The 24792-nt window shown below is 62.2% G+C and carries 23 protein-coding genes and 1 pseudogene; 8 read left to right on the top strand and 16 right to left on the bottom strand.

What is annotated here, in order from left to right:
* Positions 1 to 27 precede the first annotated feature (27 nt).
* Together EB835_RS16580 and EB835_RS16575 are read left to right on the top strand one after the other, a co-directional pair.
* Entirely contained in the window at positions 28 to 1275 is a 1248-nt protein-coding gene (locus tag EB835_RS16580) for a phospholipase D-like domain-containing protein (RefSeq protein ID WP_135810559.1), read from the top strand.
* 128 nt (positions 1276 to 1403) lie between these two features.
* A complete protein-coding gene (locus tag EB835_RS16575; RefSeq protein WP_135810558.1) occupies positions 1404 to 3944 on the top strand; it encodes an ATP-dependent DNA ligase in 2541 nt (846 codons plus the stop codon).
* An 87-nt stretch (positions 3945 to 4031) separates the two neighbouring features.
* Here the strand turns inward: EB835_RS16575 and EB835_RS16570 are convergent, their stop codons facing one another.
* Positions 4032 to 5129 (bottom strand): DUF418 domain-containing protein, encoded by a 1098-nt coding sequence (locus tag EB835_RS16570; protein WP_168216768.1) that lies wholly within the window; start codon positions 5127 to 5129, stop codon positions 4032 to 4034.
* 259 nt (positions 5130 to 5388) lie between these two features.
* Between EB835_RS16570 and EB835_RS16565 the strand changes: the two genes are divergently transcribed.
* Positions 5389 to 5811, top strand: a complete 423-nt coding sequence (locus EB835_RS16565) for an organic hydroperoxide resistance protein (RefSeq protein WP_135810556.1) — start codon at positions 5389 to 5391, stop codon at positions 5809 to 5811.
* A 58-nt stretch (positions 5812 to 5869) separates the two neighbouring features.
* On the opposite strand, the gene EB835_RS16560 is transcribed toward EB835_RS16565, so the two are convergent.
* From EB835_RS16560 to EB835_RS16535, 6 genes are read right to left on the bottom strand one after another with little or no spacing between them, the layout of a single operon-like run.
* On the bottom strand, positions 5870 to 6376 hold the full coding sequence (locus EB835_RS16560; RefSeq protein WP_135810555.1) for a flavin reductase family protein: 507 nt from the start codon (positions 6374 to 6376) through the stop codon (positions 5870 to 5872).
* A complete protein-coding gene (locus tag EB835_RS16555; protein WP_135810554.1) occupies positions 6373 to 7134 on the bottom strand; it encodes a dihydrofolate reductase family protein in 762 nt (253 codons plus the stop codon). Before EB835_RS16555 ends, EB835_RS16560 begins: the two co-directional genes overlap by 4 nt.
* A 13-nt stretch (positions 7135 to 7147) precedes the next feature.
* Complete coding sequence (locus tag EB835_RS16550; RefSeq protein ID WP_135810553.1) at positions 7148 to 8023, bottom strand: glycerophosphodiester phosphodiesterase; 876 nt, start codon at positions 8021 to 8023, stop codon at positions 7148 to 7150.
* Positions 8024 to 8081: 58 nt separating this feature from the next.
* A complete protein-coding gene (locus EB835_RS16545) occupies positions 8082 to 9179 on the bottom strand; it encodes a glycosyltransferase (protein ID WP_135810552.1) in 1098 nt (365 codons plus the stop codon).
* A complete protein-coding gene (locus EB835_RS16540; RefSeq protein ID WP_135810551.1) occupies positions 9176 to 10969 on the bottom strand; it encodes an amidohydrolase family protein in 1794 nt (597 codons plus the stop codon). Before EB835_RS16540 ends, EB835_RS16545 begins: the two co-directional genes overlap by 4 nt.
* A complete protein-coding gene (locus EB835_RS16535; RefSeq protein WP_135810550.1) occupies positions 10969 to 11559 on the bottom strand; it encodes a TetR/AcrR family transcriptional regulator in 591 nt (196 codons plus the stop codon). The genes EB835_RS16540 and EB835_RS16535 overlap by 1 nt, the downstream gene beginning before the upstream one ends.
* A 241-nt stretch (positions 11560 to 11800) precedes the next feature.
* Here EB835_RS16535 and EB835_RS16530 point away from each other — a divergent pair, with 241 nt between their 5' ends.
* The 3 genes from EB835_RS16530 to EB835_RS16520 are packed head-to-tail and all read left to right on the top strand — an operon-like array spanning position 11801 to position 13560.
* The gene (locus EB835_RS16530) at positions 11801 to 12292 is read left to right on the top strand and encodes a MarR family winged helix-turn-helix transcriptional regulator (RefSeq protein ID WP_135810549.1); all 492 of its coding nucleotides are present in this window, start codon (positions 11801 to 11803) and stop codon (positions 12290 to 12292) included.
* Entirely contained in the window at positions 12285 to 12656 is a 372-nt protein-coding gene (locus tag EB835_RS16525) for a hypothetical protein (RefSeq protein WP_135810548.1), read from the top strand. Before EB835_RS16530 ends, EB835_RS16525 begins: the two co-directional genes overlap by 8 nt.
* On the top strand, positions 12649 to 13560 hold the full coding sequence (locus tag EB835_RS16520; protein ID WP_135810547.1) for an arginase family protein: 912 nt from the start codon (positions 12649 to 12651) through the stop codon (positions 13558 to 13560). The genes EB835_RS16525 and EB835_RS16520 overlap by 8 nt, the downstream gene beginning before the upstream one ends.
* Here EB835_RS16520 and EB835_RS20325 read toward each other — a convergent pair.
* Complete coding sequence (locus EB835_RS20325) at positions 13541 to 13717, bottom strand: hypothetical protein (protein ID WP_168216767.1); 177 nt, start codon at positions 13715 to 13717, stop codon at positions 13541 to 13543. The two genes, EB835_RS16520 and EB835_RS20325, sit on opposite strands and share 20 nt — an antisense overlap.
* A 106-nt stretch (positions 13718 to 13823) precedes the next feature.
* Between EB835_RS20325 and EB835_RS16515 the strand changes: the two genes are divergently transcribed.
* Positions 13824 to 14234 carry a PaaI family thioesterase gene (locus EB835_RS16515; RefSeq protein ID WP_205749966.1) on the top strand — a complete coding sequence of 137 codons (411 nt, stop codon included), beginning with the start codon at positions 13824 to 13826 and terminating at the stop codon, positions 14232 to 14234.
* 268 nt (positions 14235 to 14502) lie between these two features.
* A pseudogene (locus EB835_RS16510) lies at positions 14503 to 15036 on the top strand (ATP-binding cassette domain-containing protein); the annotation flags it as partial.
* Positions 15037 to 15181: 145 nt separating this feature from the next.
* On the opposite strand, the gene EB835_RS16505 reads toward EB835_RS16510, so the two are convergent.
* The 8 genes from EB835_RS16505 to EB835_RS16465 all read right to left on the bottom strand — a co-directional run bounded on the left by EB835_RS16505 (position 15182) and on the right by EB835_RS16465 (position 24635).
* Entirely contained in the window at positions 15182 to 15481 is a 300-nt protein-coding gene (locus EB835_RS16505) for an antibiotic biosynthesis monooxygenase family protein (RefSeq protein ID WP_009883830.1), read from the bottom strand.
* Between the two features lie 1185 nt (positions 15482 to 16666).
* Positions 16667 to 17302, bottom strand: a complete 636-nt coding sequence (locus EB835_RS16500; protein WP_135810545.1) for a pyridoxal 5'-phosphate synthase — start codon at positions 17300 to 17302, stop codon at positions 16667 to 16669.
* Positions 17303 to 18132: 830 nt separating this feature from the next.
* A complete protein-coding gene (locus EB835_RS16490) occupies positions 18133 to 20034 on the bottom strand; it encodes an anthranilate synthase family protein (protein WP_135810543.1) in 1902 nt (633 codons plus the stop codon).
* Positions 20031 to 20654, bottom strand: coding sequence for an isochorismatase family protein (locus EB835_RS16485; RefSeq protein WP_101642758.1), 624 nt, complete (start codon positions 20652 to 20654; stop codon positions 20031 to 20033). The genes EB835_RS16490 and EB835_RS16485 overlap by 4 nt, the downstream gene beginning before the upstream one ends.
* 1 nt (position 20655) lies before the next feature.
* Positions 20656 to 21840, bottom strand: a complete 1185-nt coding sequence (locus tag EB835_RS16480) for a 3-deoxy-7-phosphoheptulonate synthase (RefSeq protein ID WP_127362560.1) — start codon at positions 21838 to 21840, stop codon at positions 20656 to 20658.
* Positions 21840 to 22307: a PhzA/PhzB family protein gene (locus tag EB835_RS16475; protein ID WP_009883836.1), complete on the bottom strand. Its 468-nt coding sequence runs from the start codon at positions 22305 to 22307 to the stop codon at positions 21840 to 21842. Before EB835_RS16475 ends, EB835_RS16480 begins: the two co-directional genes overlap by 1 nt.
* Positions 22294 to 23937, bottom strand: a complete 1644-nt coding sequence (locus EB835_RS16470; RefSeq protein WP_127362561.1) for a flavin-containing monooxygenase — start codon at positions 23935 to 23937, stop codon at positions 22294 to 22296. The genes EB835_RS16475 and EB835_RS16470 overlap by 14 nt, the downstream gene beginning before the upstream one ends.
* 5 nt (positions 23938 to 23942) lie before the next feature.
* Positions 23943 to 24635, bottom strand: a complete 693-nt coding sequence (locus EB835_RS16465) for an FAD-dependent monooxygenase (RefSeq protein WP_135810542.1) — start codon at positions 24633 to 24635, stop codon at positions 23943 to 23945.
* Between the last annotated feature and the right edge of the window lie 157 nt (positions 24636 to 24792).

The following is a 24792-nucleotide window of genomic DNA, read 5'->3' as shown; positions in this document are numbered from 1 at the left end:
ACGAAGCGAAACGGATAGAGTGAGTGGATGTCTCCTCTGAGAATGCCTTCCCTCCGCGACATCGGCCGTCGTTTCGTGCCCTGGGCGGTCGGTGGACTGGCCGGTGCGGTGCCGGCGACCGTCGCAGCGTCGATGGCCATCGACCTCATCCAGAAACGGGGACGGAAGACGCGCACTGCTCCGCGACCGGGAACCTTCAGCGCGACGGTCGAGGAGTCAGAGCTCAACATCTACACCGATGGTTCCACCCTCTACGAGGACATGCTCGATGCGATCGACTCCGCACGTGAGTCAATCCTCATGGAGACGTTCATCTGGAAGAACGACGAGGTCGGGCAGAGGTTCATCGATGCCTTCAATGCAGCATCAGATCGCGGCGTGGACATCCACCTCATCTACGACGGTTTTGCGAACCTGGCGGTCCCCGCATCCTTCTACCGGCAGCTGTCCGAACGGATCCATGTCCTGCGCCTGCCGACGGTGGCGCGGCAGTTCTGGCGCGGGCCTTTGCGCCACTCGGGATTCAACCATTCGAAGATCCTCGTCGTCGATGATGATGTGGCCTTCGTCGGAGGGTTCAACATCGGCGCTCTCTATTCCCGTCACTGGCGCGATACCCATCTGCGGTCGGTCGGGCCCGGAGCTTGGGGTCTGCGACAGACCATCGCACAGGTGTGGAACGAGTTCCACGACGACGAGCAGATCGCCTGGGTCCCGCCGACAGTGTGGGAGTCGAAGCTGCGGGTCGCGGCGAACCTGCCCATCCACCTCGTCTACCCGATTCGGAGCATGTACCTCAACGCCTTCGCCCGTGCACGGAAGCGGATCTGGCTGACGACTCCCTACTTCATCCCCGACCAGCAGCTGCTGCGCGCCCTCATCGAAGCGGCTGACAGGGGTGTCGATGTGCGGGTGATGGTTCCGCAGGAGTCCAACCACATCCTCGGGGACTGGCTCTCACGTGGGTTCTTCGAGCAGATGATCAACAGCAGGGTCACGGTCCTGCTCTACACCGCGAGCATGATCCATTCGAAGGTCGCGACCGTCGACGGCGAATGGTCGACGGTGGGTACGGCGAACATCGACCGGCTGTCGTTGACCTTCAACTACGAGACCAACGTCGAAGTCATCGACAGCGCCTTCGCCGCAGAGATGGAGAAGGTGTTCGACAGCGATTCCGCGCACTGCGTGGAACTCGGCGCGGATTGGCTCGACCGGCATCAGCTGGTCAAACTCGCCGAACGGGCGCTCGTGCCGATGCGCCCCTGGCTGTAAGCCGGGCTCTGCAGCCGACCGGATGAGCCTCAGACAGCGCAGACGCTGTGCACCCCCTGTCGCTTACCGGTGATGCCCAGTACCGTGAAAGGACGAACGCACGAACAGTGCACCGGAGGAGGTGCCCAGTGGCACGCCGCACACAGAAGGTCACGGTCGAGGGCCACCGGCTGACGTTGAGCAACCTGGACAAGGTCCTCTACCCGGAGACCAGGACGACCAAGGCTGCGATCCTCGATTACTGCGCCAGGATCGCCCCGCACCTCATCCGACATGCCCGGAACCGGATCGCCACCCGCAAACGCTGGGTCGATGGAGTCGGCACACCCGATGACCCGGGGGAGGTGTTCTTCGAGAAGAATCTCCCCGAATCCGCGCCGTCGTGGATCCGATCCCGCGCGATCCGGCACTCCACCGGCACCAAACGCTATCCACTGGTCGACGATCTGGCGACACTGACCTATCTCACGCAGATGGCGGCACTCGAGATCCATGTGCCGCAGTGGACGGTGAGGCCGGGAGCGAAAGACCCCGGCACGATCGACTCCGAGAGCAGATATCCGGACCGGATGGTCTTCGACCTCGACCCGGGCTCAGGGCGAGGGCTGGCCGACTGCATCGAGGTCGCCCAGCTGGTGCGGGAGCTGCTCGAAGGCATGGACCTGAAAGCGTACCCGGTGACCAGCGGGTCCACAGGCGTCCATGTCTATGCCGCATTGGACGGTTCGGCGAATTCGCAGAACATCTCCGATGTCGCCCATGAACTCGCCCGCAGCCTGGAAACCGACCACAAAGACCTCATCGTCTCATCGATGAAGAAGTCCCTGCGGGAGAACAAGGTGTTCATCGACTGGTCGCAGAACGCGGCGGCCAAGACCACGGTGGCTCCGTATTCTCTGCGCGGACGCTTCACTCCCACCGTCGCCGTCCCGCGCAGCTGGGACGAACTCGATGATCCGAGCGCGGTCGAACAGATGCGCTTCGAGGATGTCCTCGACCGGATCGACGATGTCGGGGACCTCCTCGAACCCCTCGCCGAGGCGGTCGGAGGAACCGCCTCGGCGCCGGCCGACGATGGATCGAATGAGGACCGAGATCCCGGGAAACCGGTCCGCGACCGCCTGGAGGTCTACCGGTCCAAACGGGATCCGAAGCATACGAGCGAACCGGTCCCTGCGGGTCAGGGCACGAGCGGAGACGAGCCGACCTTCGTCATCCAAGAGCACCATGCCCGGAGCCTTCACTGGGACTTCCGCCTCGAACACGACGGGGTCTTGGTCTCCTGGGCACTGCCCAAGGGGCCGCCGACGAAGCCGGAGAAGAATCACTTGGCGGTCCAGACCGAGGACCATCCCCTCGAATACGGCAGCTTCGAAGGGACGATTCCGAAGGGGGAGTATGGTGCCGGGGATGTCGAGATCTGGGACTCCGGGACCTGCGATATCGAGAAATGGGATGAGGGCGAGGAGGTCATCGCCGTCCTCCATGGGCGTGAGGACGGCGGGCTCGGCGGGGTGAGACGATTCGCCCTGTTCAACACCGGAGGCCACGGTCCGAACAAGGATCCGGAGAAGAACTGGATGATCCATCTCATGGAGGACGAACCGAAGAAGCAGTCGGCGGCAGCGGACCGTTCCTCGAAGAAGGGCACGCCGGCTGGTCGTCCTTCGAGCAAGCGAGCTTCGAAGAAGGAGGCTCTGCCCACGGATCTGTCTCCGATGCTCGCGAGTATCGGAGACATCGATTCCGTGCGCAGGGAAGCCGGGGACTGGGCCTTCGAGATGAAGTGGGACGGCATCCGTGCCCTGGCGCGTGTGCGCGCAGATGACGGTGACGAGTCTGGAAGCGTGACGCTGACCAGCCGCAACGGCAAAGACATGACGCACACGTATCCGGAGCTTCGCGAACTCGTCGACTGCGTCGATGTCGACTGCGTCCTCGACGGAGAGATCATCGCCCTCGGGCAGGGCAGCCGACCGGACTTCGGGCGGCTCCAACGCAGGATGGGACTGACCCGAGAACATGACATCGAACGGGAACGTGAGCGAACGCCGGTGTTCCTCATGCTCTTCGACGTCCTCCACGCCGACGGAACCTCGCTGCTGCGCACACCGTATACAGAACGCCGTGATCGTCTGTTCGATCTGGTGATCGAGAGTGACCACATCCAGGTGCCCGATGCTTTCGAGGGAAGCGTCGATGCCGCTTTCGACTCCAGTCGGAAGCTTCGACTCGAAGGCGTGATGGCGAAGCGGGCCGACAGCATCTATCGCCCCGGAAAACGTACGCGCACCTGGGTCAAACTCAAGCACTCCTCGACCCGTGATGTCATCATCGTCGGCTGGCGGACCGGAGAAGGCGAACGCTCAGACAGTTTCGCCTCACTGTTGGTCGCCGCCCATGACGACGACGGACTCCACTATCTGGGGCGGGTGGGCACCGGGTTCGACGAGGAGGCTCTGCGGAGTCTGCGCTCCGGTCTCGATCGCCGGTCGCGGAAGACCCCGGCGCTCACGGTGCCGGCCGCCGAGTCGCGAGATGCCCACTGGGTGCGCCCCGACCTCGTCGGGGAGGTCCGGTTCTCTGGCCTGACCGAGGCCGGACGCCTGCGGCACCCGGTCTGGCGGGGCCTGCGCTCCGACATCGACGCAGAGGATGTTCGAGCCTGAGCGGCCTCGGCGGGGACCGAACCGTGAAGCGCGGACACCGAACCGTGAAGCACGGAGACCGAACCGTGAAGCACCGCCTGCGATCGCTCAGCTCTGCGCGGCGGGTTCCGCCCGGGTGTCGGGGGCGTACCGCAGCGGTGTGAACTCCCAATAGGTGCCGCAGCGCCACACCCATTCCAAGGGGCCGTAGCGGAAGTAGCGCAGCCAGACCGTTGAGAAGGCGCACTGGGCGAGGACGATGACGGCCCAGATGACGAGTCCGTCAACAGCGGAGATGTGTCCGAGACCGGTCAGGAGCGGGAGGACGAGGACGCAGATCACGGTCTGTCCCAGATAGTTCGAGAACGCCATCCGACCGTACAGGCGCAGAAAGGACAGGCACTTTCTGCCGAATCGGGTGCGCAGCAGAAGGATGAGACCGGTGACGTACATGAGACCGGGAACCAAGGCGGTGCGGAAAGCGATCTCGTGAGCCTCGGTCGAACCGGTCCCGGCAGCGGTGGTCCAGATCCAGATCGGCACCGAACCGAGGAGGCTGAGGACGAAGATTCCCGTGACCGGGATTCGAGTCGCTGCGGAGTACAGGCCCAGACCGGTCAGCCAGAACCCCAGCATCATGTGCCCCAGGGTCCGGACGTACGACAGGATGGGAAACAGCAGTGCCGGCGGCTGGAGATCGCCGAGGCTCGACGCCAGCTGCAGCACGTCGGGGACCGCTGCTGCCGCGACACCGAGAAACACGAAGGCCCAGCGCGGCAGTCGAGTCAGCGGCAGAAGCAGGAGCGCCAGGACGCCGTAGGAGGCGAGCACATCGATGCCGCCGAGAGCCGAGTTGATGACGCCGGCCGCGATGAGGATGATCATCCGCCGGACATAGACCCAGGCCGAACGGTTCTTCGCGCGCAGCCTGCTCAAGAAGATGAACACACCGGTGCCGAAGAGGAAGGCGAAGATGAAATGGAACTTGCCCAGGGCGACATCGTCGACGATCTGCCAGATCACCGCGTCTGTTCCGACGGGATCCTCTGTCTGCCCGGCCTGCGACAGGAAATAGTTAATGTTGATGAGCAGAATACCAGCGATGGCGATGCCGCGGATGACATCGATCGAGACGATGCGGTCTTTCGGATTCGATGGCTGTGTACGATCAGTGGCAGGGTTCGCGTGTGCGGGTTCGTGGATCACGTCGAGCCACGCTATCAGACCACATTCCTTGTCGGATAGAATCGTCGGATCCTGAGTGGTGACGCCGACCTGGTGCCTCCCGGTATGGCAGATCTGGGCCCGAATGCAGCCGCCCGGAGGAGAGCCCGGAGGAGGGCCCGGGGGAGAGCTGGTCTCCGGTCTGTCCCTGCATCGGAGCTTGCTCTGACCACTTACGGGAACCGACAAACTGCGTTAGTCTCGAAAGAGCCGTTGTATCGCCACCTGTGAGGAGCAGACAATGAACACACCGGAGAACATCGCCTACACCGCTCGCGCGGAAGTCACCGGCGGTCGAGACGGACACGGGACCACAGACGACAAGATGGTCGACGTCGACCTGCGCACACCGAAGGAACAGGGCGGACCAGGCGGAGGAACCAACCCCGAACAGCTCTTCGCCGTCGGCTACGGTGCCTGCTTCCAGGGTGCTCTTGGCCTGGCGGGCAAGGAACAGGGCGTCGACACCTCGAAATCCGTCGTCAACTCGCAGGTCGGCATCGGCAAGGAGGGCGAGAGCTTCGGCCTGTCGGTCAGGCTCGAGGTCAACATCCCCGGAGTCGACCTCGAAACCGCGCAGAAGCTCGTCGACCGCACCCATGAGCTCTGCCCCTATTCGAAGGCCACCCGCGGCAACATCCCCGTCGAGGTCGTCGCCGTCTGAGGCGACCGGTCATGCTCCCGACGATGTGACTAGGGCACGTCTCAGCGAGGTGACCGACCTACGGGTGGATCGCCCGTTCCTCGCTGCCGTGCCCTGGAGTGAGATTCCCCAGTTGAGAGGGCCGCAGGGCGGTGAAGTTGCCCTCGCCCCCAACCGCGACCACACGGGCGGTGAGGCAGGCGTGATCGCCCCCGTCGTCGAGCATCGTAACTCGATCGACGAGGAGGCGGTTCGGCAGGTCCGCGAGCAGCGGCACACCCTCCTCGGTGACGGTGAGGTCCAGGCCGGAGAATTTGTCTGTGTCCGATCCGGAGACGGCCCCGAAGTGCCGGGCCAGGTCACGGTCAGCCGAAGTGAGGAAATGGACTGCGAAGCGGTCGGAGCGCAGGGCGACTCGGTATGTGTGGTTGGCCTTCGACAGCCAGAAGCAATACCGCTGCGGATCGATGCTCGCCTGCGAATGGAATCCGACGAGGCAGCCGGCCCGTTCGCCCTCCGCCGAGGTGGTGACGACGATGAGCGGCGCATCGACCGAGGCCATAAGGTCGTCGATGCTGGTGCTCATGAGCCTCTCCGATCCGGCGGTTTCGCCTCGTAGCGGAGGAAGAGGGTGTCATCATCGACCATCGTCGACTTCAGCGAGAACTGCGCGATGTCGGCCCCGGGTGGAGCGATGCTCACCGGCAGCTCATCACCGCCCATCATCGGTGAGATCGACAGACTCAGTTCGTCGAGGCGGTCGGCGGCGACGAGCTCGCCGAGCCATCGTGGCCCGCCTTCGCAGAGCACGACGCGGTAGCCCAGCCCGGCCAGCGCCTGCAGAGCCTTCGCCGGTTCGACGCGGTCTTCGCCGGCGATGATGATCGTGGCCGCCTGTTCCGCGGTGGCCAGCCGCTGCGGATCGGCCTTCGCGCACGTAATGACGATGGTGCGTGCGTGGTCCGGGGCTCCGGCGAAGACCTGCGAGGACCAGTCGAGGTCGAGGCTGCGACTGACCACCGCCACCGGAGGCATCTCGGACTGGCCGCGAGCCCGACGCCGTACCAGGGCATCCTCGGCCATCCACATCGGCGCGTAACCCTCATTGCGCACAGTCTGAGCGCCGACCATGACGACATCGGCGATCTGCCGCATCCGCCGGAACAGATCCTGATCGGGTGCGGTCGACAGCGCGCCGACGCGCCCGTGGATGGCTGCGGTTCCGTCGAGACCGGCCACCATGTGCCCGGTCACCCAGCACTCATGGCGCGGCTGGGCGCGATCGACCTCGAGATAGGGCGTCAGCGGGTCCGGGACCGGTGCGCCGCGTTCGAGAGGCTCCATCCGTGCAGTCTACTCAATCGCTCCAGGCATCGTCGGTGAAGAAGCCGTCGATCCAGCCGGGCAGGCGGTGTCCGTCCTTCGCGGTCTCGAGAGTGTAGGGAGCGACGTGGAAGCCGGCCTTGTCGAGGGTGCGCATATCGTTCGTCGGCAGCTTCGTGCTCGGTCCGACCCATTCGATGCCGGCGTGCTTGATCTCGTCGAGGGGTTCGTCGGGCATGGTCGGACCGGTGAGGTAGAGCGAGGTGTATCCGCGTTCGGCGATCGTCTTCGCCGCCGCGAAGTCGAAGGACTGGACGATGAGGGAGTCGGCCAGTCCGCGTTCGTCGAATTCGTCAAGCACCTGATCGACCTCCGCCGAGGTGGCCCCGGGCTTGATCTCGGGCACGAGGACGACGTCGCCGCCCATTTCGTCGAGGAGTTCGTCGAGGGTGACGGTGGCGGCTTCTTCTCCGCCGGCCGGGTGTTTGATCGTGGCCGCGTCCCATTCCTCACGACTGAGATCCCGGATCGGTCCGGTCACGCCGCTCAGTGTGCGGTCGGCGGTGTCGTCGTGGATGAGGACGGGGGTGCCGTCTTCGAGGAACTGGATGTCCATCTCGGGCAGGAATCCGTCCTTCGCCGAGGCGGTGAAGCCTTCCATGGATTCCTCCGGATAGACGTCGGCACCGCCTCGGTGGGAGATCGTGGTCGGGAATTCGATGTCGGCGACCTTATCGGGGGCGGCGTAATCGCTGGGGGAGCCGAGTCCCGGGGAATCACCTGCTGAGCCGAGACCGACGGCCGTTGCGGGGGCGAGGCCGGCGCTGAAGGTGGCCGAGGCCGTGAGGACCCCGGCGGCGATGACCGTGAGCGGGCGGATGGACGTGGATTTCGCATTCTGTCTTCTCACGCCAGCGACGCTAGGAGCGGCAGGCGACCCTGCGGCGAAGTCGCCGTGAACGCCGGAATCAGGGCAGGCGAACGTGCGGAGAACGCGCGATCCGGTCAGCAGCGACCTCGGCGCCGGGGCGCAGTCCTCTCAATCTCTGCCCGTTCTCAAAGGCGGCGTCGCGAACGGCATCGTTGGAGAGGATGGACGTCACCGTCTCACCGATGGTGTCAGGAGATGCCGACTTCGGCAGCCAGTCGCCGAGGCCGGCCGTCTTCACGGTCGTGCCGATGAGGCGCTGATCCGAGGTCGCGTTGATCGGCATGACCAGCAGAGGGACCCCGTGAGCCAGAACCTTCATCGTCGTCGAATGTCCGCCATGGCCGATGACGAGGTCCATGTGCGGCAGCAGCTCGGCGTGGGAGACCCAGTCGCGGATCTCGACGTTCGCCGCCCCTGCCAGCTGCCCTCCGAGGCGAGCCCCGCCCGTGGTCACCGTCGCTTCGACGGGAAGCCGACTGAGGGCGGTGACGATGCGGCGATACACCGGCAGCATTCCCGGCCAGTCGGTGCTGCTGAGGGCGACGAGGATACGAGGACGTCGCTCGGTGGGACGGGGTGGGGTTCCGACCTCGGTGGTGCCGGTCCAGAAGAAGTCATGCAGTGCCGGGTCGTCGCGTCCGGGATCGAGCGTGCGGTCGGTGAGCAATAGCCGCTCGGTGGCCCGTGCCCAGAGTTCACCCGGCCGGATCCCGGTAAGGCGCAGCGCTCGCCCCATCGGGCCGCGGTCGAAGGACCGTGCCCAATAGGCGCCGAGGGTGTGGAACAGGATGACGACAGGCACTCCCGTGCTCAAGGCGCCGCGCAGGGGTGCGGCGGCCATGCAGTCGATGACGACCACATCGGGTCGGTTGTTGCGGATGAGAGAGGAAGTGGTTCGAATGGTCTTGCGGCCCGCCATCAGCGACAGCATGGCGGCGGCTTGAGCCACCGGGCGCCTCCCTGCGGAAGAGGCGATCGCTTCGGCGGGTGCGAATGCCACCTGGCCCAGATCAGTGCGACCGCCCGGCAGCCCAGCGACCTCGACTTCGGCACCGCGGGCGGCGAGTTCTTCGGCCACAGCCAGGGTGGGCGGAATGTTGCCGCCGAAGTCAGCCGTGATGAACAGTGCCTTCATCGTTGTCCTCCCGTGCCGTGACGCAGCCTTCTGATCTCTTTGCCCGGTCCCGACTTCGCAAGGAGCAGTGAGCCGTCGGTGGGGTCGGTCTCTACCTGAGCCGACCACCAACGCCGCCACCGGGGGATCACGAGAGTTGCGACGCCTTCTTTCTCGCCTTTGGACAGCTCGAATCGAGTGGCCTGGAGTGCGCCGCGGCCGGAGGTGCCGATCGCCACGAAGGTCAGCGTCTCACCCTCACCGGTCATAAAGGTGGCTGCGTCGAAGAATATCCCCTGCAGCCAGACATCGTGGCGCAGCGAATAGGTCCGATTGACCTGCTTGCCTGCGAAGACTCCCGTCAGTTCGATCTGCTGCCCATCCCTGCGGGCGGCCAGCTCGGTGTCCTCATCGGGTATCCGGCACGACCATTCGATCGTGGCCAGGTTCGATTCCGACGTCAGGGTTTCACTGCGCACCAGTTTGCCGGTGTTCGGGTCGGAACCGATGAGGGTCCGGGTGCCGTCGACCGAGAATCGAGCGCTGTCGACGGTGACGGTGAGGGCAGCGTCGCCGGTGGAGTCGGAGTATTCCAGAGGGCGAGTCTCACTCGGCGCAAAGTCGGCGAGCCGGACTGTTTCCCTCGGTCTCGGCCGATGGACGATGCGGCCGTCCTGAATCACCATCGTGATGTCGGTGGTCGAGGAGATGTCGTCGAGCGGTTTCGAATCCAAGACGAGCAGATCGGCGGTCTTCCCCTCGGCGATGATGCCGCGGTCACGAAGGCCGAGGAGTTCGGCGGCTCTGCCGGTCGCGGCCTGGAGTGCGGCTGTCGGGCTGAGTCCGGCGGAGACGAGGAGCTGCAGCTCATCATGCAGCGATCCGGCGGGCATGGCCCCTGCCATACTGTCGGTTCCCGCGACAATCGGCACTCCCGCCTCATGGGCTCGGCGGAGATTCTCGCTGCCGATGCTGAGGTAGTCGTCGCCGGCGTCGTTCCTGATCGCCTGTTCGATGACGAGAGTCGAGACCAGCGGGACACCGGACTGAGCCCACCTGTGAAGAAAACCGTCCGCGTCGTCGACGGGGTCTTCGATGACGCCGTGTTCGATGCTGTCGATGCCGAGGTCGAGGAGCGCATCGACGTCATCTTGGTAGTGAGTGTGCGCACTGACGGTGAGACCTCGTGTATGAGCTTCATCGATCACAGCGCGAACTGAGTCCCATGAGAGTTTGTTCAGCGAGTCACCGAATTCGGCGTAGTCGCCTCCTTGGACGACGATCTTGATGAGGTCGACACCCGAGGCGGCGAGGCTGCGGACGACGGTCCGGGCCTCAGTGGGGCCATCGACCGCGCGGACCATGTGCTTCTGCAGCCACCGGTTGTCCCTGGCCACTGTGATCTCCGGATGGCCACCGGGAGCGGTGAGGGCGGGTCCGGCGATGACAAGGTGCGGGCCGGGCCGCGAAGTGGACTGGAATCGCTTCAGCCGCGTGACCTCCCGCAGCGGATCGGCCATCGTCCTCACCATTGTGATGCCGTTGCGCAGGAGGTCGAGAAGCATGGCCTTGTGGTGGTGGGTCCGCACTCGAGCCTTCAGACCGTTGTGCACGCCGAGGTAGTCGAAGTGCATATGCGCATCGATGAGTCCGGGGATCACCGTCCGCCCGGTCGCCTCGATCACTTCCTCGCCTGCGGGGGCAAGACCGTCGGTCGAGATCTCGACGATCTGACCGTCGTGGATGCGCAGATCGGCCTGGGGGATCTCGGCACCGTCGCCGACAACCATATGGGCTCTGCGGATGAGCATCAGGAGCCATCTCCTTCCTGCGGCCGGTCGTCGGGGACCAGTGTGATGATGCGTTCGAACAGGCGGTGCAGATCATCATCACTCAACGGCGGCATGATCGCAGCAGAGCCGACGGCGATGACGTAGGGCAGCAGCGCAGCCAGACGCACCTCCTCCTCGTCGTCGGTGACCTGACGCCAGATCGCACGGATCGACTCAAGCCGATTTTCGTCGATCGACGCCTGCGTGCGTGCCGCATCGGAATCGGTCAGGGCCCAGGCCCGCAGGGCCGCTTCGAGTCGCGGTCGACGAAGATCGCTGCGAGCTGCCCCGAGTCGTGAGATCAAGGTGACGGATGCTTCTTTCGCTCCGCGCGCATCCCCGGTGCGGCCATCGGCGGCAACGCCGGCGAACGTGGTGACCTGTTCGTCACGGAGGTGGTCGAGCAGGGCCAGTTTGAAATCCTCGGCGCCGGCGAAATGGTGGTAAAAGGATCCCCGGCTCAGACCGAGTCGGGCAGCGAGCCGGTCGATGCGCACCGCTGCAGCGCTGCCTTCTTCGGACAAGGCCGCGACACCGGCCTCCAACCATCTCTGACGGGCCGAGCTCATACCTGTTGCCGTTCTCTCTGTCGGCGAATCCTCTGGCACCTCAACATACAGTACTGTACTGTCGGTTTCCAGGCCTTCTCCCAAGCGGCAGGCTGTCGATGAATGCTCGTGCCGCGGGCGCGGGATTGAAATTGCTCCAAGCCGGATACTCGACGCTGTTGGGTCGAGTGCTGGCGGTGAGGACCATGATTTCAGGCCTATTCATTAACACGTAAACGACAATGGGTTGTAAGATGGTTACATGTCAACGAAAATGCCAGGTTCAGCTTTCCCGGTCTTGGATGCAGACGAAGAGCGCGCGTGGAGGGCCTTCCGGCGGATGATGATCTCCGTGCGGACGTCTACCGCTCGGGATCTGACCTGGACCGGATTGTCCGAGCCCGACTACGAGGTGCTCAGCACCTTGGTCGAACTCCCTGAAACCACGAGTTCACTGCACCGGCAGGCGGCGAAGATGGGGTGGTCCCGAAGCCGGCTGTCTCGGCACGCGAGCCGAATGGAGTCGCGTGGTCTCATTCGCCGCGCGCCCGATCCGGACGACGGGCGCGGCTGTCTCCTTGTGCTCACGAAAGATGGGCGTGATGCGCTGCGCAATGCGACTCCGACTCATCTCGAATCGGTGCGCAGGCATTTCGCCGATCGGCTCGGTCCCGAGGATCTGGACGATGTATTGCGCATCGCCGGTAAGCTGACGTCCGACGAAGGGGCAAAAGGTGGGGGAGAAGATGCCTGATCGTATTGCTGCGACGGCAGTAGCCGACGATGCGACTGCCGACAGGCGACCCGCCTGGTCCTGGGCGGCGTTCTGCGGTGGCATCCTCGGGGCGAACAGCTGCCCGCACCTTCTGGTCGCGGCCCGGCGCGGTCATATGCTCACCCCGCTCGGCGGCAAGGATTCCGGCCCTGCGGCCAATCTGATCTGGGGGCTGATGAACGTGACCGCGGCATCGGTCGCCGTGCTCTCTGCCGTGCGGTCAGCGGATCAGCCGTCGCGACTGACGTGGCCCTTTGCCCTCGGCTCAGCGACCTTCGGCGCCTGGGCGGTCATCTACGAGACAATCAGCTCCAAACGTGGAGGTGCGCACAACGATGGATGAGCCGATCAACGACCGGCAGCTGGTGGTGCTGGACGCACCGTCCAACCTCGGCTTGCGACCGCCGGCGGACGGAGCCGTCCCCGGTTGCTACAAAACGCCCTGGGCCCTGCGCAATATGGGGCTCCTGCGCCGACTGGATGCCGACGACGCAGGAACTCTCATCCCGCCGCGATACGTCGCCGATTGGGAGCCGGGAGGCGGCGTCCGCAACGGACAGGCGATCGCTGACTACGCTCAGAGACTCGCTGCACGCCTCACTGAGAATCTCGAGCAGGGCGAATTCCCGGTTGTGCTCGGAGGTGACTGCTCGATCCTGCTGGGTCCCGCTCTGGCGCTGCGCAGAAAAGGGCGATACGGCTTGGCGTTTGTCGACGCCCACGCCGATTTCCGACATCTGGGCAACTCCCCGCATGTCGGTGCGGCGGCGGGGGAGGAGCTGGCGCTCGCCACCGGACGAGGAGACGCCTATCTGACCGATATCGGTCGTCTGCGTCCCTACTTCAGAGATGACGACGTCGTCGCTCTCGGCGTCCGCGACGTCGAGGATCTGCGCGATATCGCCGACAGTGACATCGCGGTGGTCTCCGACCCGGTAGGTGCAGCAGAAGCCGCCCGGGACATACTCGTGCGAGACGAACTCGACGGGTTCTGGATCCACGTGGACGCTGATATCCTCGACCCGTCCATTCTGTCCGCCGTCGACTCGCCCACTCCCGGCGGTCTCACCGCGGAGCAGCTGATTCAGCTGCTCGCGGATCTGCTCGCTCTGCCGGGGGCGACCGGGCTTCACCTGACGGTCTTCGACCCCGACCTCGACGAGGATGGACACCAGGCAGAACTCCTCGCCGACGTCCTCGTGCAGGCATTCGCGCTCTCGCACGAACTCAAGCGGCCCACCGTCTGAGCACGCGGAGGATCTCCGCAGAGGCGGCCGCGGGCGAATCGAGCGTCACGATGTGGCCGGCATTCGTGATGATGTGGTCGCGGACTCCCTCGAACTCTGCCCACCGGCTCATTGCCGAGGCGATATTGTTCGGAGTGTGGCCGGAGTATTCGACCAAGTCCGCTTCTCATCGAGTGCATCCCTTCTCTCGAGGGGCTGGGCTGTGTAGGCCGACGTCTGTATAATATTGACATGTAAACGAATTTGACGGCAAAGGGGCCGCAGTGACGAAACCAACTCTTGACCAAGCGCGCGCAGTCCTGCAGGCGCAGCCATTCAGCACGATGTTGGGCACGGTCATCACCGAATACAGTGATGACGCTGCCACTCTCGAACTCGAAGTGCGACCGGACTTCCTGCAGCAGCACGGCTATATCCATGGCGGACTGCTGTGCTATCTCGCCGACAATGCCTTGACCTTCGCTGCAGGTCGCGTGCTCGGACGCGAGATTCTGACGTCCGGAGTCACGCTCAACTACCTGCGGCCGGCGCAGGGGGAGAGGCTCATTGCCCGTGCCGCCGCTCAGGGAGCGACCGCGAAGACTGCGGTGACGCTCGTCGAGATCTCTGCCGTCAAAGATGGCAGCGAGTACCTCTGTGCAGTGGGGTCGGGAACCAGTGCAAAACGGGTGTGAGTTCGTCTGAGGTGGTGGAAACAGTGATGATGTGGTCTTCACTGCGACGGCGTGCCCCTCAGCCGCCTTGCTCTGCTCTCGCGCGACACTCTGAGTGATGCCGCTGAGCACAGCCAATCCGACCGGGCGAAAGAATCCTCCGCACAGAATATTGACAAGGAGTGTTGTCGACGGAGACGCCGAGGTCGCAGCGTTGCCCGATGGGGCTGAAACCGTTGTGTGCCATTGGTGAAACCGTCATGAAACCGCGGTGGCGAACACTGGCGGCATGACCGAAACACAGATCGCGTCCACGAGACGCACACAGCAGCACACACCCACCTCGGCGGTATCGATCCGAGGGCTGTACAAGTCCTTCGGTGACTTCACCGCCGTCGACGGAATCGACCTCGACATCCGCCCCGGCGAGATCTTCGGACTCCTCGGCCCCAACGGCGCGGGAAAGACGACGACGATCAACATGCTCTCCACCCTGCTGAGAATCGACGGGGGACGAGCCGAGATCTTCGGCGTCGATGTCGCACGCCACCCACACAAGGTCCGGCAGCTCATCGGCGTCACCGGGCAGTACGCCTCCGTCGATGAGAAGCTCACCGGCCGCGAGAACCTCAGGCTCATCGCCCGGCTGCAGGGAGTCTCCCGCAGATCTGCCCAGTCGATCGCGGCCGACCTGCTCGACGAATTCGGGCTGCAGAAGGCCGCGGACAAACCGCTGTCGACGTTCTCCGGAGGCATGCGCCGACGTCTCGACCTGGCGGTGAGCCTCATCAGCCGACCGCCGCTGATCTTCCTCGACGAGCCGAACATGCTCAAGGGTGATACGTATCGTGCTTCGTATCTCCAGTGTACCGACTTCAAGCTGGCGGCATGACGAAGACAGTTGAGCTGTGCGAAGTCCGGGGTGTGAGCGATGTGTCGCTCACACCCCGGGTTCGACGGTGGCTGGGTTACTTGTACTCACCCACAACCTGGTAAAGACCAGGGCTCGCCTTCGCGATGCCCGCGGTCTTCTTGGCGTACTCAGCCGCCTCCGGGTCGGACTGGGTCGCCTTGACATCATCGGCAGACTCCCACTGGGCCACGTTGAGCACGCGCGTCTTGTCGGCGCTGGCGAGCAGGGTGACAGAGATGAAACCGGGCCGGTGCTTCATCACCTTCTCGGTACCCTCCTTCAGCAGCTCGACGAGTTCCGGCTGCTTCTCCGGCTCGACGTCGATGACGTTGACGAAAGTGACTGGATTGGACATTGCGATCCTCCGTTGGGTTCGAGTTCGACCGGAGTCGATTCACATGGAGCCGAGTTCCGGGGGCACTGCTTCCGCACCTAGTAGACAGACGAGCTAGCTGACGAGAGTGTGAGGCGTGTAGGACGTCTCGCTGCTCCTCGACGGTCAGAGCGGGCTAGAGCGACCCCGTTGCGCGTCAGTGACGACGCACCCCGAAGCCCGCGGGTGTGCGACCGAGACTGTAGGCAACGCGCTCAGTCTTGACCCTCACTCCTGGCAAGAACCCCCACCGGCTTAGATGAGTAACCCGGAGATCGGACCGCGGTTCGGAGCAGGAATCAGAATCGTCACCCAACTTCCCCCAGGTCACAGATATGTGCGGATCAAACCCATGGAACTTGAACGTATTATCCTCCCGGCGAACCAGGCCGGTCCTAAATTCAGCTACTGCTTCAGGAACACTGACAACAAGGCTGACCTCCACGTGTTCAGGAACTGCATGCAATGCAGCGAACGCGAGATCTTCGTGTTCCCAGTCTACGTAGATAGCGACATGACGAACCGACCGACTCAATACACGACTGAAACGAGCATTGGCGAGGAGGGATACGAGGTAGCCCGGCGATGTTGATATGTACCGGACTTGAGCGTCCGGCATAGCACTCCAGCATTGACGCGCACCCTCGTCGCAGGAACCAATGGGGACTTCCCGAAGGGTCGCCTCATCGGGGTCTACAAGGTACGGACGCGTCCCCAACCTTCTAGCTCGCTCGGCACTCACGGCAATAACAAATTGAGCGTCCGGCGCTAACGCAATTAGCGTGCAATCCCCTCCAAGGGCAGGTGGTTTACTGTATCCCGATACGCGCCAGGTCACCAGCTGATCAAGCCAACGCTCCAGCAAGGGCAGACCTGCGCCTCGAAAACCAGCCCTGACGATACGCTCCGCACGAGGAAGCCCAGCCGGAATGAGACTCAAGCCCTTGGCCTCGTCAGGCACTCCTGTCCAGTCGGTGAACATATCCAACTGCTCTGGGGTTCGTACATCCTCCAGCGGGTCAAAAGGCAATGACGGACGAGACGCAACCCAAAATGGCGAGCCCGTACGCGATGAAAAGTGCCACTTCATCAGGCTACGCACTGAGAGCGCAGCCTCATCATCATCAGAACGTCTGCCCAGATCGTCCGTCTGTGACGCGCAGGAGTTCACGGCTGAAGCCTCGAAACCACCCAGTCAGATCCCCGGCGTGAGAAGAGCAGTCGCTCATGCAGCCTGTCACGGCCGTTTGCCCAGAACTCGATGTCGGAAGGTTGAATCTCGAAAGCCCTATAGGTTACCGGTCTCGGTAATGGGGCATCCTCGGCGAGTTGCACGGCCGTCTGGCGGAGGCCTTCAACATCACCTAGAGGACGGCTTTGACAGGAAGCAACGGACATCGCGTGTGTGCCGAGGGGGCGTCGTTGCCACATCCTGTCGGCAACGGTCTCGTCTAGGCATTGGATAGAACCGCGGATGCACACCTGCTCTCTGGTTTCACGCCAGTAAAACAGCGCTGCCACCTTCGGATTCGCCAGAGCTTCCTGGCCTTTAGGGGAGTTGGAGTGAGACGTGAAAATGAGGCCAGCGGTCGTGAGCTCCGCCAATGCTACTGTTCTGATAGACGGCTGGCCCGCATTTGTAGAGGTAGCCAACGCCATTGCTAGCGGTTCGCGGACCCCGAGACGCACGGCGCGTTTCAGCCATGAGGTCATTAGCTCGAAAGGCTCGCCAGGTGGATCTAGATACTCAGGGAAATCTACCTCGATATGGCCTGTGAGAGTCTCCGAAAGATTGTCATTCATTGCTTCGATCCGTTCTGGTTTATACGAGTAGCGTGCCGTGAGCGACAAGAGCCGTAGCTCCCGATAAGGAGACAGCGCATTGCGGCTCTTGATCCTGTCGAATCGAAACTGTCATCCGACAATCTTTGCCGAGCTTGTGCCCTTGTCGGACTTCAACCCGGAGTAGTGAGTCATGGAGTCCGATCGACACCGCGTGTAGCGCTATTGGTGCGCAGGCTGATCCGGTGGCAGCATCTTCTTGGACTCCATATGCCGGGGAGAACATTCGATTGAACAGGACTCCGTTTTCTGCGGCATAGCAGTTGATCGCCATGTCCTCGAAAATAGAGAGACGGCGATGATCTGGGCGTATCGCCATCAACTCATTTACGGTCCTGATGGGTACTACGAGATGTCTGGCACCCGCGTCGTAAAGCGCTGGCGGGCCAGCGAAGCTCGATGTGCCTAGAGCGGCTTTCAGCTCAGCTGCATGTTCGGTCACGATCTCAGTGGGCATGGCTTGGGTGATCTGCACGCTACTCGTATCAGCCGGATCTTTGGAGATCCTTACCGCCCCGGACGGAGTTGTGAACGTTGCGTTAGAGAGTTGATGACGGTCCAGATGCACTCGCGCTGCACCGATGAGCGGGTGGCCCGCGAACGGTAGTTCGTTCACAGGGGTGAATATTCTGCATTGCACCCGCGTCGGGTCGCTCCTCGGCCTGTCGACAAAGACGACTTCCGAGAGTTGAAACTCGGCGGCGATGTCTTGCATCGTCCTTTGGTCTAAGTCGAACGAGTCGAGGAACACAGCGACCGGGTTACCGACCAGGGGTCTGGTGGCGAACGCGTCAACTAATTGGTACTGATGTTCCACGGTCCACCTTCTTGGTCGTCCTCGTTTCGGAACGGCTGAGTACGCCCTCGATGAGTTCAGCGAGCAGCCAATCATTGTTGTGAGTCAGAACTGACTCAATGTGGAACTGGGTCGAGGCAAACGCCGTACCGCTGAGTACTGCGACGTCCTCGGAGTCAGGGTGCAGGATCGCCCGGACATGCCTTGCGGGATTGGAATGGACGAAGGGGGTTAGGGAACGAGCGGTGTATGTGTTGTAGAACCCCAGTGTCGCTTGTCGATTCCAAAGCGGAAGTTCGATCTGCTCACCTTGGTGCGGTTGCGCTAGTCGAGCTATGGGCAAGCCAAGCTCTAGCGCGAGTATCTGATGGCTCAAACACTCGGCGAGGAACGGTCGCCGTTGCAACAGCGCGGACCGGATGAGCCGGTGAAGAGAAACGATGCGCTGATCGGTCTTGTTCTCGGGGTTGCCGGGACCAGGGCCGAACAGAATCAGATCACGGTCAGCCGGGAGTTCGTCCACGTCGAGGGCTGGTAGTTCGTCCACGTAGAATCCCAAGGATCTGAGTAGTACAGCCAGCATGTGTGTAAAGTCGTCTTCGGCGGTCACTATCAGGCATGTCCGCCCGCTGAATCGATGTCGGTTGAGTGCGCGCTCAGTTGTGCTCTTGAGCCAGAAGTCGGACACTACGGCGCGGCGAACTGTCATGGCCTGGCCAATGGAGGCGTCAAGGGAAGCCTCAGCCTCAAAGACCTGTCGCAATCCCGCAGTCTTGGCACGAGTCTCCTGCGCTTCGGAGTCGGGATCTGAATGGCGCACAATAGTTGAGCCAGCCGAAATACATACGTCGCCGTATCGCGATATCTCGGCGGTTCGGATGAGGATGGCTGAATCGAGAGATTGCCCTCCGCAGCCGTCGGGTTCGACCAGAGCCACCACGCCGCTGTAGTAGCCGCGCGGCGAGGGCTCCCGCTTGTGGATGACGCGAGTAGCGCTCTCCAGGGGGCTCCCCACGACTGTTGGAGCTAGGAGGGTCGATCTGAGCACTCGGCCGATGTTGGCGGAGGTCCGACCGGAGATTTCGAACTCCGTGTGGACGACGTTAGACATTCGACGAATGCGTGGACCGATTACGGCGGCCCCTTCCGGGCAGAGTGAGGCCATCATCTTCAGCTCCTCATCCAGCACCATGAGGAGTTCATCGGCTTCCTTCTGGTCTGCTAAGAACGCTTGGACCTCGCGTGTTGTCGGCCGACGCCCTTCCGCTCTTAGAGTTCCGCTGATGGGGGTCATCGCTACGATTGAGTCATGAAGCGACACGTGGCGCTCAGGAGAAGCCCCCAGGAAGACTCTGTCTTCCAACGAGACTAGAAAGGTCCAATAGGCGCCTGCTTCGCGTTGGACCAGCCGCTTGTAGAGTCCGAGTAGTGAGGCGTTACTGCTATCGCTCAGCGTTCCTTGAAGCGTTCGTTTTAGGACGAAGTTTGACCCGAGGCCGCTGCCGATGTCTTCGACAATGGAGGCGGAGGCAATGTCGGCGTATTCCGCATCGCTGATATCGAACTCGAAATTCTCCACGTGGCCTATTGGTCCCGCGACCAGGCTCTCGAATTCGTCGCGGTCTGTGACGTAGTGCTGAGACACCGTGCAGGTCAAGATTGGTTGCTTGTCGTCTTGAGCGGAGAATCCACGTTCTTCGATCGAACGGTAAGGAAGGAGTACGAGTTTGGTGGCTTCATCGTCGGTGGCGATCTGAGTCGTGTCCTCAACGGTGCTGGCGTCGAAGATGAGCAGGTCGATATAGTCCGGGGTCGCTTGTCGCAGTATCAGGGCGTAGCTGGTCTCGTGTTCGCTGATGATCTGCAACGCCTGGCTGGCGGAAACCTGGCAGTTCATATCAGGTCACTTCCAATGAACTTGATCTGTCCGCATCGATCGCCGATATATTCCAGCGTGTCGATGTGGAGAGTTCGATTGAAGTCTGCGGTTGCATCTCCGATCACGAAGCACTGGATGTCTTCGGCGACGCAGTCGATGGCAGTTGCCAGGATGCCCACATGTAGGTAAATCCCACAGACGATCAGCTGATCTTTGCCGAAACCTGAGAGGAGTTCTGCCAAGCCGGTGTGGGTGAAGGCGCTATAGCGCCATTTCGTAATTCGGGAGTCCTGCTCCGTAGGCTCAACAGAGTCGACCAAGCGGCGGTCCTCCTCGTCTGCGTCCATCCCAGGCCCCCAGAAGTCCGTCATGAGTCCTCGTTCTTCCAAGGTCATCCCGCCACGCTGACCGCTGTAGATCAGCGGCGCTCCTCGGTCTCTGGCGAGACGTACGAGCCGGCTGACGTTGCTTTGCAACTGATGAGATGGCTCAACTGGCAGTGCCCGGACGAAGTACTCCTGCATGTCATGGACGAGCAGTGCCGCGCGGGTCCAATCGAGTGCCCATCCGGGTCCGCGCGTCTTCACATCAGCGATAGTGACTTGCGCGTATGACGTAGTTGTGAATGTATGTTTCATGTCAGCGGCCCTCCGTCCAAGCGGTTAGGACTTCGGCAGTTTGGATTCGATTGAGACGCGGGTCGCAGAGGCTCCGGTAGCTGTTAGGCCCACGTCGGCTATCGACGCTCGTGGTGCACTCTTCGATCCCATAGTCTCCGGTGGCTTCCAGATGGATACCCGCGGAGTGGAGGTCAAAGGTCTTGAGAATTTCGTTGAAGGCGGTGACCTCGTCCAGGACATCAGGTATCAGTCGTGTCTTGGCTCCATCATCAGCACTTCTCGTGTTGCCGTGAAGAGGATCCACCATCCAATTAAATTCAAGGCCGGCGGTGCATAGTGCCGAGACGATGGCAGGAAAGTCATCTCTGATCCGTGAACGACCGAATCGCGCAATGAGCGAGAGGCGCCCCTTTTCGTTATGCGGATTAAGGGTCCTGACAAGCCGCTCAGCTTCGCTCGTTGATACACCTGGTCCAATCTTGCAAGACACCGGATTGCGAATGACCTCCATGAGCGATAAGTGGGCACCGTCGAGCTGCCGGGTACGGTTACCTATCCAGGGCCAGTGCGTCGATGTCAGGTAACGATCATGGCCCTGGAATCGAACCTGCGGGTGTTCGTAGTCCATCAGCAGCGCCTCATGGCTCGTCCAGATTTTTCGTCCGGTCGTGCTGTTGTGGTGACGTATGGCCTCCGTCGCCCGCTGGGCCAAACGATGACCTCTCAAGAGCCGGAACGGGTCCGGCTCGCGTTCTTCAGGAGTTGGTCCAGGCCCGTTGACTGCGTCGCCCATGTACGTTGGAATGTCTTGTCCGGCGACGGTCTCGGTCGGATTGCTGCGGGGCTTCGCGAACTGACCCGCGACCCGACCGATAGCGATCACCCCCTGGCCGGTGGCTCCAGCGACCAGGTCAGCGGCTTCATCTATGAAGTCCAGCTTCCGGTCGACGGCCTGCGGTGATAGCTCGACGAACGGCTCAGCGCAGTCGCCAAGCTGAACGACGGTTGCGTGGCCGCTGGCGACAACTGCCAGACAGACTCGCAGCTCCTCGATTTCCTCTGCGGTCACGAGGGACTGGGCCGCCTCCAGCCGGTGCCGCACCTGCTCGACTAGGTGCGGTTGGGGCCATGTGGGCTGATGCGCTGCGGAGGAGTATTGAGTGAGAGTGGACTGATGCGTGTGGTTTCTGGTCGGCGTAGTCATTACTGGGGGATGCCTTTGCGTTCAATTCGCGGCACCGGGAGGCCGAGGGCCTTGAGCTGCAAGATCGGGTTCATGAATTCGCGGCACCGGACGATCAGGCCGCCGTCCATCTCGAACGAAAACAGGAAGTGGTTTTCGTAGTATCCCTCGTCATACCCCTCGAACCGGATGGCACCGTGACCATCGCATTCGACCCAGAAATGGTTGGGATCGGTCTCAGGGTGGACTGTGATGTTGTACCACTCCCAGTCAGGGAAGCACTGGAGCGACCAGTGCGCATGCCGCTCAAGCGCCGACTTGCCTCGGATCTCGATTGCTTGTCCCGATTCGGTGGTCCAGAGGCCCCCGATCCCTTCCTCGACAAACAGGTTGTGTCGGTCATATCGGTCCTCGCCTTTGGTATGCATGTACCGTTCGACGGTTTGGAGGTTCTTATTGCGGAGGTCATCGTTCTCACTGATGGACATGGTGTGCTCCTTCTCTCTGTTGAGTCAGCCGAGACCGGGTGGACAGCTGGAAACTTGGAAGTCGATTGTCGATCTCGTTGCGAAGACGTTGGCGGTATGAGCCGAGGCCGCCGAAGTAGAAGAGTGCTCGGGGGCTGTCGGTGTGAACATTTGACCCAAAGATCCACGATTTAACTTCGGCGAAAACGGAGCCCTGGGCCATCTCCGTGGACTCAACCGCCCAACGATTCACAGCGTCTGGATGTACTTCGACGGTGGCGGCCTCGGTAGAGTCGGCTACCGCGATCACCTCTGCGATGAAATCGACCTGTGCCTCGATGCCTGGCGGCAAGTTCGAAAAGACCCCCAAAGGTCCAAGTACGGTGAAGAAGTTCGGGAACTTCGGCGTAGCAATCCCTAGGTACGACGAAGGAGCATCGCCCCAGTGTTCGGGCAGGTTCGTGCCTTCTCGCCCTTGGACGTGGAAATCGCGGTATGCCCCGTCTACTGCCTCGAACCCGGTGGCGAACACGATGACATCGACTTCGAAGAAGCGTCCGTCGTCGAGGGTGATTCCGTGCGGCGTAACGGATCGGATAGGGTTCCGTCTGGTGTTCACCAGGGATACGTTCTCGCGGTTGAAGGTCTCGTAGTAGTTGTCTACAGCGACGGGGCGCCTGGCGTACGGCTCGGTGGGAGTCAGATCCTTCACCGTGTCGCTGTCCCTGACGATGACGTTGATCTTCTGCTTGATGAAGTCAGCGGCGGCGTTGTTGGAGACGCGATTGAACGCAAGATCGGAGAACGTCCCGAACATAAAATTGAAGCCTCCGCCTTCCTCCCAGGCCTTCTCAAAGACTTCTTCTCGCGTCTTCTCATCGACATCTTGCGCCCCGGTTTGTGGCTCCTCGAAACCGCACGCAAGTCTCGTCAGCCGCCAGGCATCCCAGAGTTCGGCGAAGGACTCTTCATAGTGGTGAGATTCGCTGTCGGTCCACCGTCGTTGCCCCGCCGGGACGACGTACTGGGCCGTGCGTTGGAAGACGACCATCTCTTCGACCTCGGTCGCTGCATTGGCGATGAGCTGACAACCAGTTGAACCGGTGCCAAACACCGCGACTCTTGCTCCGGCGAGACTCACGCCTTCAGGCCATCGAGCCGTGTGGATGGTCCGCCCGGTGAACGATGCAAGGCCGGGGATGTTGGGGAGGACCGGCTTCGAGAGGACGCCGGCGGCTCCGATGAGATACCGAGCCGAGAACGTCTGGCCTCTGTCCGTCCGCACTTCCCACCGTGCTTGCTCTTCTTTGAAGTCAGCCGTAGTTGCGGTCGTCTCGAAGTGGAAGATCTTGTCCAAGTCATGCCGCTTCATGAAATCCTGAAGATAGTCACGAATCTGACTGCCCTTCTGATATCGCGCGGCGCGATCCCAGGAGGGCGATACGGTCGGATCACCGGAGTACCGATAGACATGGCTATCCGTGTCAGCCTGGACTCCTGGGTATCTGTTCCAGTACCAGGTTCCTCCCGCATCGCTGCCCTTCTCGATGCCGACAACGTCGAGACCGAGGTCGTTGGAGAGCTTATGAGCCGCATAGATCCCTGAGACTCCGGCTCCAATGATGATTACGTCGCACTTCAGATAGCTCACGTCGGTTACCTTTCGATGGTGTTGTGGCCGACGCTGCTTGAGTGCGGCCGAGTTCTATCGCGGACAGCTTGGCGATAGTTCGAGGTTGTGGTTCGAAACTTTTCGGATCGGGTGCTACTGGCGGTGCCGACATGTTCGAGTTCTTCGCGGTTCATCTTTCGATTCGCGAGCACGACGTTGTTGGTCTGAGGAAGCCTGGCGGACACGAACTCCCCAATGGCGATGAATGGGTCGGCTTCGGTCTTGATTGCCCCGGCAAGACAGGCGGCGTCGACGATAGTTTGCGAGGCACCCTGTGCCCCAATGGGGTACATCGGGTGTGCCGCGTCGCCAAGTAATACGACTCGTGAGCGGGACCACTGATTGATCGGGTCACGGTCACGGAGGCGGTCCGACTTGATAGTCGGGGACTTCTCGATCATCGCTTCGATGTCCAGGAAGTCGAGGGTCCAGTTTCCGATCAGGGGCCCCAGTATGCGCCGCACGGCTTCTTGGCTCTCGCCGAGGACCGGAGTTTGTCCCTCGTAGACTCTGTCAGGGACGAGGAGCACCCAGTTGATCCGGCTCGATCCGCTTCTAGCAATGGGCGCGGAGACCGGGTAGGCGATGAGTCGACAGCCATCGTCGGCTGTGACGAGGATGAAGGTCTCTCCGTCGAGCATCTTGGGGAGGTCCGCGACTCCGCGATAGAGAGTCATGCCGCCATCGTGAAGCGCGGTGGCTCCTACGGGACTGATGCAAAGAAGGGTGACAGCGTGAGTGTCATGCTGCGAGAGCAGCTGGCTCTATGATTGCTTCGTACTCCACTGGTGTCAATCGACCCAACCGGGCTTGTCGACGACGTCGGTGATATGT

Source organism: Brevibacterium sp. S22 (genome assembly GCF_004745485.1).
GTDB lineage: Bacteria > Actinomycetota > Actinomycetes > Actinomycetales > Brevibacteriaceae > Brevibacterium.
This window is presented reverse-complemented; position numbering and strand designations above follow the sequence as displayed.